At 33.7% G+C, this 12,413-nt stretch carries 11 protein-coding genes; 7 read left to right on the top strand and 4 right to left on the bottom strand.

Features of this window, described 5'->3' with window-relative positions; translation table 11 throughout:
- Positions 1–50 precede the first annotated feature (50 nt).
- Positions 51–1,505 (bottom strand): protein adenylyltransferase SelO, encoded by a 1,455-nt coding sequence (locus tag KO527_RS18715; protein WP_216041783.1) that lies wholly within the window; start codon positions 1,503–1,505, stop codon positions 51–53.
- A 221-nt stretch (positions 1,506–1,726) separates the two neighbouring features.
- Between KO527_RS18715 and KO527_RS18710 the strand changes: the two genes are divergently transcribed.
- From KO527_RS18710 to soxR, 3 genes are all read left to right on the top strand, one after another.
- Positions 1,727–2,710 carry a rhodanese-related sulfurtransferase gene (locus KO527_RS18710; RefSeq protein ID WP_216041782.1) on the top strand — a complete coding sequence of 328 codons (984 nt, stop codon included), beginning with the start codon at positions 1,727–1,729 and terminating at the stop codon, positions 2,708–2,710.
- 181 nt (positions 2,711–2,891) lie between these two features.
- Positions 2,892–4,289, top strand: coding sequence for an MATE family efflux transporter (locus KO527_RS18705; protein WP_216041781.1), 1,398 nt, complete (start codon positions 2,892–2,894; stop codon positions 4,287–4,289).
- 274 nt (positions 4,290–4,563) lie between these two features.
- Positions 4,564–5,010 carry a redox-sensitive transcriptional activator SoxR gene (soxR, locus tag KO527_RS18700; RefSeq protein ID WP_216041780.1) on the top strand — a complete coding sequence of 149 codons (447 nt, stop codon included), beginning with the start codon at positions 4,564–4,566 and terminating at the stop codon, positions 5,008–5,010.
- A 25-nt stretch (positions 5,011–5,035) separates the two neighbouring features.
- On the opposite strand, the gene KO527_RS18695 is transcribed toward soxR, so the two are convergent.
- Positions 5,036–6,595, bottom strand: a complete 1,560-nt coding sequence (locus KO527_RS18695) for an HD domain-containing phosphohydrolase (RefSeq protein WP_216041779.1) — start codon at positions 6,593–6,595, stop codon at positions 5,036–5,038.
- A gap of 272 nt (positions 6,596–6,867) precedes the next feature.
- On the opposite strand from KO527_RS18695, the gene KO527_RS18690 reads away from it, so the two are divergent.
- Complete coding sequence (locus KO527_RS18690) at positions 6,868–7,806, top strand: tetratricopeptide repeat protein (protein ID WP_216041778.1); 939 nt, start codon at positions 6,868–6,870, stop codon at positions 7,804–7,806.
- Positions 7,807–7,813: 7 nt separating this feature from the next.
- Here KO527_RS18690 and KO527_RS18685 read toward each other — a convergent pair whose 3' ends face one another.
- Positions 7,814–8,632 carry a transporter substrate-binding domain-containing protein gene (locus KO527_RS18685; RefSeq protein WP_216041777.1) on the bottom strand — a complete coding sequence of 273 codons (819 nt, stop codon included), beginning with the start codon at positions 8,630–8,632 and terminating at the stop codon, positions 7,814–7,816.
- 457 nt (positions 8,633–9,089) lie between these two features.
- Between KO527_RS18685 and KO527_RS18680 the strand changes: the two genes are divergently transcribed.
- The 3 genes from KO527_RS18680 (at position 9,090) to KO527_RS18670 (ending at position 11,670) form a co-directional block, all read left to right on the top strand.
- Positions 9,090–9,389, top strand: a complete 300-nt coding sequence (locus KO527_RS18680) for an ATP-binding protein (RefSeq protein WP_354668640.1) — start codon at positions 9,090–9,092, stop codon at positions 9,387–9,389.
- A gap of 22 nt (positions 9,390–9,411) precedes the next feature.
- Positions 9,412–9,618, top strand: a complete 207-nt coding sequence (locus KO527_RS26060) for a response regulator (protein ID WP_216041929.1) — start codon at positions 9,412–9,414, stop codon at positions 9,616–9,618.
- Positions 9,619–9,828: 210 nt separating this feature from the next.
- The gene (locus tag KO527_RS18670) at positions 9,829–11,670 is read left to right on the top strand and encodes a tetratricopeptide repeat-containing diguanylate cyclase (protein WP_216041775.1); all 1,842 of its coding nucleotides are present in this window, start codon (positions 9,829–9,831) and stop codon (positions 11,668–11,670) included.
- A gap of 23 nt (positions 11,671–11,693) precedes the next feature.
- Here the strand turns inward: KO527_RS18670 and KO527_RS18665 are convergent, their stop codons facing one another.
- Positions 11,694–12,413, bottom strand: a complete 720-nt coding sequence (locus KO527_RS18665; protein ID WP_216041774.1) for a hypothetical protein — start codon at positions 12,411–12,413, stop codon at positions 11,694–11,696.

The raw sequence follows: 12,413 nt of genomic DNA, 5'->3' as shown, positions 1-12,413 counted from the left end.
AAATAATGAGGTTACCTCTTTATTTGAAGTGCATTATAGCGAGTTAGGTGTTAAGTACCACAAAAAGTGCGATATTGATGATCGCCATCTTTTGGTTCATCTTGAAATTGGCTTGTTTCTTTTTGTTGCTCATATGGAGCGCGTAATACTTCAAGAAAACTATCAATTATAGCGCTTTGACCTGATGTTTCATATTCAGCTAATATCGCTTCAACATGATGGTTTCTTGGGATCACTAAAGGATTATTTTTTGTCATTAATGTTTTAGCTGCCTGAGTACTTTGGTTTTTACTTGCAAGCATTGTTAGCCAGTTAGCATACCAATCACCGAATTGTTGTTTTAGTTCGTTTTGTATATTTGTATCAGTTAAAGAATCAGTTAATTTAATAAAGGTATTTGTATAGTCGAGAGCTTGTTTTTGCATATGTTCTAATAATTCATTTATAAATTGATGGTCTTCTGTATTAACTTCATTTAAACCTAATTTATTAGCTAGCATTGTAAAATAAGCCGTTTCAAACTTATCAGTAAAGGCAATAATTAAAGGTTCTATTTTTTCTAATGCTTTTTCTTGATTAGCATCTACTAATAACAATAAACATTCAGCCAATCTTGCCATATTCCATTGTGCAATATGAGGCTGATTGCCAAACGCGTATCGGCCTTGTTTGTCAATAGAGCTAAAGACAGTGCCAGAGTGATAATTGCTCATCATGGCACAAGGGCCAAAGTCTATGGTCTCGCCAGAAATCGCGGTATTATCTGTATTCATTACACCATGAATAAAACCAGTACGCATCCAGGCAACAATCAATTCAATTTGTTTGTCGATAGTACACTCTAAAAACTGCTCTATTTTATCTTCAGCATTGATATTAATATGTGAAAAATGGCGATTAATAGTGTAATCAGTTAATGTGCTTAACGATTCTAAATCACCTTTAGCTGCAAAATATTGAAAAGTACCTACTCTTATATGGCTTGATGCGACACGGGTAACAACAGCGCCAGGCATTGCTTGCTCTCGGTATACAGGCTCTCCTGTTATGACCACAGATAAACATCGTGAGGTTGGCACGCCCAGTGCAAACATCGCTTCACTCATAATATACTCACGCACAGCAGGGCCTATGGCGCAACGACCATCACCTTGTCTAGAAAACTGTGTAGGGCCTGAACCTTTTAATTGAATATCATATCGCTTGTTATCACTGGTTATGATCTCCCCTAATAAATGAGCGCGACCGTCACCTAAGTTAGGATTAAAGTGACCAAACTGATGTCCGCTATAAGCCAACGCCATAGGTTCTGCGCCATCAGGTATTAAATTACCAGAGAAGTATTGAGCTAATAAATTTTGATCTTGTGTGATCATTTCATCTATCAAAAGATCGGATGCTAAATTTTTATTCCATAGTAGCAATTGTGGTGCTGCCACTTTTGTAGGAGCGATGCGCTGATAGAAGGCACTATCCAGTTGGCTGTAAGTGTTAGAAAATTTCATAATTTAAGCTTTCTTTATAATGCTAAGAGATATTTATTTATAAAATGATATCACTTTTAAACACAACTGTACCTTGTATATTAATTGAGTGACGCTATTCAAAATGTATATTATCTGATAGAATTCGCGCCCAACTTAATTTGACCTAGATCAAGTTAAGTGTATTAATTCTATCTACAGCACTGGTTTTACGTTCCAGTTCGTTCAATGGAGAACACACAATGTCAGCATCACAAATAACTGTTTGTGCATTATATAAATTTGTTCGTTTAGAAAATTTTGAAGCTTTACGCGCGCCACTATTAGCAAAAATGGAAAGCCTAGATGTTAAAGGTACTTTATTATTAGCTAATGAAGGCATTAACGGCACAATCGCCGGTTCTCATTCGGGTATTGAACAAGTTTTACAGTTTTTGGCTGAAGATCCTAGTTTAAGTAAAATTTCTTACAAAGTGGCTTTTAATGATGAAAACCCATTTCATCGTACAAAAGTTAAATTGAAAAAAGAAATCGTGACTATGGGTGTTGAAGGTGTTGACCCTAACCAAGTTGTCGGCACATATGTAAAACCGAAAGATTGGAATGCACTGATTTCTGATCCTGAAGTGATCACAATAGATACACGTAACGATTACGAAATAGAAATTGGTACATTTAAGCACGCAGTAAATCCAAATACAGAAACTTTCCGTGAATTTCCTGAGTATGTGAAAAACAACTTAGATAAAAATAAACATAAAAAAGTAGCTATGTATTGTACTGGCGGCATACGTTGTGAAAAATCAACTGCATACTTAAAAGATCAAGGTTTTGAAGAAGTTTATCACTTAGAAGGTGGTATCTTAAAATACCTTGAAGAAGTACCAAGTGATGAAACATTATGGCAAGGCGAGTGTTTTGTATTTGATGGCCGTGTAGCGGTTAACCATGATTTAGAGCAAGGTCAATATGACCAATGTTTTGCATGTCGCTTCCCTTTAACTGAAGCTGAAAAAGAAAGTGAGCATTATGTTAAAGGTGTGAGCTGTCATAGATGTCATGAAAAAGTAACTGATAAACAACGTGAGCGTTTTGCTGAACGTGAACGTCAAATTGCTTTAGCTGAGCAACGTGGTGAATCGCATATCGGTGGTGAAGTTAAAGAATTAATCAACGAACGCCGCCAAGAAAAAGCAGATAGAAAAGCAGAGCAGTCAGCTAGCTAATTACTTATCGCGTTTTTCAAAAAGGTCGCTAATAAAGCGGCCTTTTTATTTTGTAACAATTAAATAATCTCAAATCATTGTAGTTAAACTTAGTTGCCTATAAAGTACCGCTTTAGTTTGCATTGTATATTAAATATACCACTTCAAACTCCTCCAAAATTAAAACTCGAGTTCCATAATAATGAAAGATCTTACCCAAGGTTCCTTACCTAAACATTTGATCACTATGGCCATACCTATGATGGTAGGCATGTTTGTGCAAACGCTATATTTCTTAGTTGATTTATATTTTGTAGGCAAGTTAGGCGGTGCGGCACTCGCAGGGTTAAGTCTTGCGGGTAATGCCATGTTTTTGATTTTTGCTTTAACGCAGATTTTGAATGTGGGCACGGCCGCGGCAATTTCTCATGCGGTAGGGCGAAAAGATAAAGTAGATGCTAATTTAATATTCAATCAATCTATGATGGCTTCAAGCATAGTCGGTATTATAGTATGTATTGCTGGCTACTTTGGAGCCAGTTCATATTTAAATATGGTGTCACAAGACCCACAAACAGTGGCCGCAGGTTTAAGTTATTTACATTGGTTTATACCGTGTATGGCTTTGCAGTTTGTAATGGTATCTATCAGCGCCGCATTACGTGGTACTGGGGTCGTTAAACCAACCATGTTAGTGCAAATGATTTCTATCATAATCAATATTATTTTGTCGCCAATATTAATTGAAGGTTGGGGCACTGGACATGCAATGGGCATAGCCGGAGCGGGTTTTGCCAGTTCAATTTCTGTCGTGTGTGCAGTGATTATTTTATGTTTGTATTTTAAAAAATCAGAAAAATATATCAGTGTCGATTTTGCTTTATGGCGACCTAATACAGCAAGTTTAAAGAAAATTTCATCTATCGGTTTACCTGCTGGTGGAGAGTTCTTTTTAATGTTTATTTATATGGGCATGATTTATTGGCTAATTCAACGTTTTGGCGCTGATGCGCAAGCTGGTTTTGGTTTAGGCTCACGTATTATGCAGTCATTATTTTTACCTGCCATGGCGTTAGCATTTGCAGCCCCAGCTGTCGCTGGGCAAAATTTTGGAGCTAAAAAATATGATCGTGTCAGAGAAACCTTTAAGTGGTCGGCTATTTTAACTTGTTCGTTAATGTCGCTACTGACAATTTTATGTTTATTCCAAGCAGAGCTTTTAGTACAGAGTTTTGTTGATGAACCTGAAGTGATATTGATCAGTGCAATGTTTTTACAAATGATTTGCTGGAACTTTATGCCATCAGGACTCACTTTTACCTGTTCAGGCATGTTTCAATCTTTAGGTAATACTTGGCCTGCATTAATAAGCACTGGAACGCGATTAATTAGCTTTGCAATCCCTGCTTTATGGCTATCACAACAAAGCGATTTTACCATTGAAAACTTATGGCACTTGTCAGTTATTACTGTATGTATCCAAGCTGCTGTAAGCTTTTATTTATTACGAAGAGAATTTAGATTACGTTTGCCTAAAGGTTATGAAGGTCAGCTTAATGCGGATCCAGAACAAACAAATATTGCTGAAGACTCTGCTTAATATTTTAAAGTTAATTAGGTTAAAAGCCACTCGTTATATTACAGTGGCTTTTATTATGTTAACTATTTCCGATCCATAGTTTCATTGATTAAGTGAAAAAGCTTATTAAAAAAACTTTCATTAGTTTGTATGAATAACATTTTAGCGTTAACTATTTTCATTTTCTATTTCCTATCGTTGATTTGATGCTGAAACTATAAAATCTCAAGTTAACTTGAGGTCAAGAGGTTGTTTTACTAAACTATTAAAAAAATAATTAGTTTTAGAGATCATTATGAAATTAGAAGAAGCAAACCTTAGCGTAGGTTTTGTGGCTAAACGATGCGGTGTAAAAGTGTCTACATTACATTTTTATGAAGAAAAGGGGCTTATTAAAAGTTGGCGTAATCAAGGAAACCAAAGGCGCTATAAAAGAGATGTTTTAAGGCGTATTGCTGTCATTAAAGCAGCTCAAAAAATTGGTATTAAATTAGATGATATAAAACAAACTTTTGCCGATTTGCCTAATGAACGTACGCCATGCAAAGGAGATTGGGCTAATTTATCTGTTAATTGGCAAAAGCAGTTAGATGCGAGAATTGCTTATATGCAAAAACTGAGAGACTCAGTGACAGGATGTATCGGCTGTGGGTGTTTATCTATGGAGAATTGCCCTATCTATAATCCTGAAGATGAATTAGCCCAAGAGGGAACTGGTGCGGTTATCTTAGATAGAGACTAAGCACCAAATAGAGTTTTTTAACAATCTAACAATCAAAATCACCGCATCCGGGAATATCATTAATATTAAATTCATCTATTTGTGAGGGCAGTAAATGTTCTTTTGCGAATGCTTCGTATACTTTTTCATTTACAAAAACGTCAAATAAATCGGGATCTAAATGATTATCTAGTTTCATTATGCCCATAATAATTAAAGTTTCAGAAAGCGTTTTTGGTGGTTTATAAGGTCTGTCATTTGCTGTAAGGGCTTCAAATATATCTGCAATTGCCATCATTCTGGCTGGAATAGACATTTGCTCTCGGGTTAAGCCTTTAGGATAACCTGTGCCGTCCATTTTTTCATGATGACCGCAAGCGTATTCTGGTACTTTTTGTAAATGTTTTGGGAATGGCATTGATTCCAACATTTCTACCGTAACATCCATGTGACCATTAATAACTTTTCGCTCTTTAGGGTTAATCGTTCCGCGTTTAATAATGAGGTTATAAACCTCATCATCACTGATCACTGGTTGCGTTTTCCCTTTAATAGATACTTGATATTGTTTAGCGATTGCATAAATACGGTTTATTTTATCATCGTCAAAAAATTCTCCTCCCGTATTAGCAAGACAAATAAAATTTCTATCAATATCCAGTTGTTTTAATAATACGGCTTTATTTTTATCATCTAATTTTTTAGAGCTATAAATATCTCTGGCAGCAATTTCAAAGCGAGATTCAATGAGTTCAATGCGATCAAATACGGTAGAAAGTTTTGTTTTTTTATCCATTACATATTCTGGTGTAGCAACCTTGCCACAATCATGCAGCCAGGCAGCAACATTAAGTTCATGAAAGTCTTCTTTTTCCATATTAAAGTCATTTAGTGGTCCTGTATTTATATTGTGGCAGGCTTTTGCTAGCATCATAGTAATAACAGGAACTCGGCGGCAATGCTCGCCAGTATAAGGTGATCTTTTATCTATCGCAGAGGCAATTAGCTGTGAAAAGCTTGCAAATAAATTCTCCATTTCATTAATGAGTTGTTTATTTGTAAGAATGACCGCTGCAAGGGATGTCAGTGCATGAGTGATACGTTCAACCTCATCATCAAACGGAATAACATTACCTTGGTCATCACTTGCGTTTATGAGTTGTATAACACCATTGATCTCTTCTTCATGGTTTTTCATCGGCAATGTTAAAACTGACTGTGTTCTATATCCCGTTAATTTATCCATTTCCTTGGCGGCACAAAAATTATATTCGGTGCAAGTATAAGCATCTTCTATATTGATTATCTCGCCGGAAGCTGCAGCAACTGCAACCATTGCATTGTTATTTATTTCACCAAATTGGAAAACGGGAATATTGGGATATTCAACTGGTTTTCCTGTTGTTCCGCCCAAATGAGAATTTAAGGTATTATTTAGCAGAGTTTCAAAGACAAGTTTATTTTCTTTAGAAATTGAATAAATGGTACCCGCGTCGGCATTGGCGAGTTGCATAGCGCTTTTGAGGATTTTTTCTAATAATACATGGTGATTTTTTTCTGAAGATAAGGCTATGCCTATCTCAACAAAATGCTCAATGCTTCTCATAGGATCCCTTAATTAAGCGATTCAAACTAAACGCAATAATTACAAGTATAGAAGTGAGTTTTCATTTTAGTAGTTTTGCTGACATAAAGATCAAAAAATAAATAACTTAATCAGTATATAAATTATTTTAAATGTAAGGTTATGTAAAATAGAAAATTAATTCTTTATATGTTTGTTATGATAGATAACTTACCTCAGATACATATCACTTTGGTTAATGAATAAAAAACTAACTTATCCCAAATTGGTTTAACTTTAGATGGAACTAAATTATGACTGTAAGATGCTTTTCTTCTGTATGTTTATTACTTAGCTTGTTTGCTATTAAGGTGAGCGCAGCTCAAATTTCACCTGAACAAAATCTTCAAGATATAACGGCGAAATATCAAAAAACATGTACCTCTGAGCAATGTGAAAATCAGATAAAAAAAATGAAAAAATTTGCAAGGTGGCGTGATCCAAAGGCGCAACTTTTAGTGGGGACTGCATATCTATACGGTGATGGCATAGAGCAAGATATTGAAAAAGCGCTTTACTGGCTGAATCGTGCAGCATATGACAATTCTAATGATACTAAATATTCATTAAAAGCATTTCAAATGATGTCTAAAATTTATAAAGAGGGCATAGGAGTTGAAGTCGATTCTGAAAAATCAGAAAAATATACCAATAAATTATTAGAAAAACAGTACGGTCCAACTGTTTATGCAAAAGCGATTGCTTTATTAAAATTAAATAAGGTCGATGAAGGCATTACACTGTTAAAACAAGCAAGTGAAAACAAATATAAACCTGCGACTTATATATTGGCCCGTATGTTTCAGTTAGGTAACTACACAGAGCAGAATATTGAAACATCCGCTTTATATTATCAAAAAATAGCAACTTCAAATTATAAAGACAGTAAATCGCAATTAGCGTCTCTTATTAACCAAATATCAAAATCACAAAGCCATGATACCACTTTAGTAACCAGCCTAACCTCTACCTTGAATATGGAGTTGATAGATGTCACTGCTAATAAGCTTGAGATTCAAGATAATATGTCGCTGACTTTAAAAAGGCTCAATAAAAATAGAGGTAAATATACGGCCGCAACGGGTAGTAGAATTAAAGGTCGCAGTTGTGGTCAAACTTCAAATAGCTGTGCAGGTAAGGGGGAGGCTGATTTAAATGAGGGAGAAGTTGAAGAAAGCAACAATGAAAATTAAATCTGCATTATAAATCTAAGAGTTTCACTTTGTACGAATCTAGCTGATGTTTATCAAATTCTAAACCGTATTTTTGATAAACGTCAGCAATGAGATTCATCTCTAAAATATCTAACCAAGCATTATTTAATTTTTTTCGTAAAGCTGTTGATAGGGCTTTTTTACTGACACCAAAATATACTGGACTAGCATTAAAAGAAAATCGAATAACAAATTGTTGATTGTTTGTTTGATGTTTTGCCAGTAAATAATTAGCAGATAATTTATCATCAAACATACCATTTATACGCCCTTGTAATAACATATGGTATCGATCATTATTACTTTTTATTTCAACTACTTTGTTTTTCACATCAACGGATTGTAATACATATTTTTCGAATTCAGGCCCAAAAAAATTGCCACGGGTTATGCCTATACTGCCTTTAAAGTTTTGTAACTGTGAAATGTTACTTACATTAAGGTTCATTGTTTTAGGGGCTATAAAAGAGACCTGTTCAATATGATGAGGGCCGAGAAAATAAGAAAATTGGCTGCGTTGCTGGTTTTTTGTGAAATTAGTTAATATATGAACTTTCCCTTCTTTTAATAATTTAATCGCTCTGATCCAAGGCACATCTAATACAGCTAACTCACAACCCGCTTTTGTCACCAATAACTTTGCTATATCGATACTGATACCCGACCAAGTATTATCGGCATGCCTCATATGATATGGCGGAAAGTCATCTGAAACCGCCAATACTAAAGTACATGAAAGTAATGGGGTTGAAATAAATAAAAAAGTAATGACTAAAAATACTTTAATTTTAATGAAATAAAACAATTGCGAGTAACCAAAGTAGATTATACCAATTGTACTAATTAACTTCCCATTCAGCGGGAGTTAAAAGCGCTTTAGACAAGGCAAATAATTGAAGTCATAGTTATTCTCGGCAATAGCTCCTGCATTGCTCTACCTTCTGAATCCATTCAGTCGTATTTCAAAATTATTTAACGCAGTATAAATCGCTTTTAAACCCGCCTTACAGGAGCCTCTGGGGATTTACACTTCGTTGTTATGTTATCTTTTAAGGGAATGACCATTACTGCGATAACATGCCTAGAATTTAAAACCCTCAAAGGCTCTGAGTGGGAACTTACTTAATACAATTGGTATTATTAAAAGGATAAATAAAATATAGGCGCTATTTTGATTAAAAACAAAAAGGGTTTACAGCTGTTATTTTAAAAAAATATTAGACTCTAAAATTATTAATCTATACTTGAATAAAATAACTAAAGTGAGGTTTATGGTAGCAGATACTGGCATAGGGTTAAGCCAAAGGCATATGGATAAATTGTTTGCTCAATTTGTACAAGCAGATACTTCTACCACTAGGCAATATGGTGGAATAGGGTTAGCTATTTGTAAAAGGTTAGTTGAGTTAATGGGCGGTAAAATTTGGATTGAAAGTGAATTAGGGCAAGGCTCTCGGTTTATATTTGATTTACCTTTTGATATCTCTGATTTAATTAATAGTGAGGAATATGTACAACAAGAAGTTAAAATGAGTATCAAAGGCAAAAAATTTTTTAGTTGAAGATATGTTAATTAATCAATAAATAGCAAAAGCGATTTTAGCAGAAAATCAGATTGATATAGCCAATAATGGTATTGAGGCAGTTAAGAAAGTGAAACAAAAAACATATCAAATAATTTTGATGGATTGTTTAATGCCTAAAATGGATGGTTTTACTGCAATTAAAGAAATAAGAAAGCTAGGCATAACAACTCCCATAGTCGCTTTAACAGCAAGTGCACTTCAATAAACTAAAGAGCAATGCAAACAGTTGGGATTGGATGATTATTTACCTAAACCTTTTGATAAAGATGAAATCCATAAAACTATTTCTAAGTGGTTGTAATTAATGAAAGTATAACTATAGTTAGTAGATGTGGTTAATAGAGTTAAGCTGGTGAACACTAAAAAATTAAAAAGGTTTTCAACCGTACTGAAATTGTTTATTTTCAGTGTTTTTATGTGCGTTTGTAGCCAACTTTTAGCCAATCAAGTACATCCTAGTTGGTTGAAAATCGAGTTAGATAAAGCCGACAACCTTAATGATAGAAATCCTAACCTTTCTTTAAATTTTGTAAAAAAACTTTTAGCTGATCATAAAAATGAACTGAGTGACTATGATTTATCTGCTTTATATAGCCGGTTAGGTACTTATCATTTTTATTTTGGACAATATGAGCAAAGTTTAAAGCTGTTGAATAAATCAAAAAAACTACTAAAAACTTTAAATAATAGAATTGGCGTAAGTATTTTATTAACCCATGGCATGCTGCTTGATTCAACAGGCAAAGCCAGTGAAAGTGAAGACCTATTTTATCAAGCCATTAAAATATCAAAAGAAATTGAGGATTTAGAGATTCTAGCTGATAGTTATGCAGGGTTAGCTGGTATGTATGATTTAAACCACAATGATGTTGAGGCACTTAAGTACTATCAAAAAGCCTATGTAATAGTGCAAGAGTTAAATGATGAATTAGATATGGCTTATTTAAATACAAATATGGCAAGTGTTTATGCAAATTTAAAGGATTTTAATAAAGCAATTTCTTTGCAAAATACAGCGATAACGTATTTTCAAAATAATGATTATAAATACGATGAAATGTTAGCCCACTATAGCCAAGCTGTTATTTATAAAAGAGATAAACAATTTGAAAGAGCATTAGTCAGTTACAATAAAATGTTAGCCCTTTCGCTTGAATTTAATGAGCCAAGTAAAGTTTATTTTGCAAACATAGGCATTAGTATGCTGTATTTAAAGTTAGAAAACTTTGAAAAAGCACAGGAGTATTGGTTGCAAGCAGAGCAACTATTCTCTGATATAGAGGGACCATACTCAAAAGCACATCATTATTTAGTAAAAGCACAGCTGGAAGTAAATGACAAAAATACTAAATTAGCATTTAATACTGTTTCAAAAGCGCAGGAAATAATATTTACGTTAGAGCAAGATAAAAATCTTGATATGTATATTTTACTCTATGATGTAAAAATAGATATTGCAGTATTAGAGGAAGATTATAAAACCGCTTTTGAGTTACAAAAAGAAGGAAAAAGATTAAACGATAAATATCAAAATGCCGTAAGAGAAGATGCGCGCTCAAAATATAAAGTGATGTTTGATACTGAACAAACACTTTTAAACAATAAACTATTAGAACGAGATAAGCAGTTATCAACTATCGCCCTTGAAAGTGCCAAACAAGAGCAGCAATTGAAAAATATGATAATTATAACGGCAGCTTTGTTTATCGCTGTTTTGTTTTTTTTCATTTACCGACAAATACGTACAAGCAAAAAACTAAACCGGTTAGCCAATACAGATGTATTAACGCAGCTTGCTAACCGCAGATATACTTTCTCTCACTCTGAATTAGAATTAAAAAAATCAATCAATAACGGCAAAGCTTTTTCTATTATTATTTTTGATATTGATCACTTTAAAAAAGTAAATGATACCTATGGTCATGCAGGTGGTGATGAGGTATTAATAAATACGGCTAAAACAGCAAATAAATTTATTCGTGAGCAAGATGTGTTAGGGCGCATAGGTGGGGAAGAGTTTTTGGCTATATTATCAAACACATCTTTATCGCAGGCGTTAGAGGTAGCACAAAGGATCCAGGAAGCTATTGAATCGCAATCTGTTTCCTTTGAAGATGAAACAATTAATATCACTGCGAGCTTTGGTGTGGCGCAATTTAGCCCTGATAAAGAAGATTTTATTAGCTTATTTCAACATGCGGATGAATATTTATATAAAGCAAAAAATCTAGGGAGAAATTGCATTGTTAGTGAATAAAATTTTAATAGGCTAAAGCTAGTTTATTTTTGAGTGAAAAAGTACTCATAAGATGTTTCATTTTGTGCAATAGAAAAAGCATTATCTATTAATTTAAATGTTTTTTTATCCATATTCGGTCTAGTCGCAATATGCACTTCAGAAGAGTAACCATGAAAATAAGAGCATGCAATTTCTTTTGATAATGGGTTATTTTCATTATAAAGTTTTATGGGACTTGGATGAAATAACGCATCTAATCTACCAAGTCTTAAAAGTTCGATCCCTCTATTTAAAGAATCAGTACCTTTAATATTAATTAGATTCGCTTGCGAGTGCTCTAATGTTGGCACTATTTTGGTACCTGATGGTATGCCAATAGCAAGTTTTTTAAATAAATGTGTAGCGCTTAAAATTGGAATGAAATTTTTCTTTTTAAAGCATAAACCTGGAGTCGAATAAAAAAAGGCGTTTGAAAGTTGGTTTAGTTTATTAAAAGGATCATCAACAGGGTAAAGTAAATCTATATTACCTTTTTTTAACTCAGATAAAGCGCGCTTCGTTGGGTATTTTATATATTTAATATCAGAAAACTTTCTCTCTAAAATAGCGTGTACATATTTATAAGCCTTTTCACTTTTTATATTGTTTTTAAAATCAATATGTGGCGGATATTCAATTACACCAACCGTAAGAGAATTTGAAATGGCTTTTTCAGGCATTAATAAAATAATGAGCGCTATCAAAGTGTATTTATTTATCAT

This window comes from Pseudoalteromonas sp. C2R02 (genome assembly GCF_018860845.1).
GTDB lineage: Bacteria > Pseudomonadota > Gammaproteobacteria > Enterobacterales > Alteromonadaceae > Pseudoalteromonas.
Note: the sequence above shows the minus strand (reverse complement) of the source record. Positions and strands in the feature narration are given on the sequence as shown.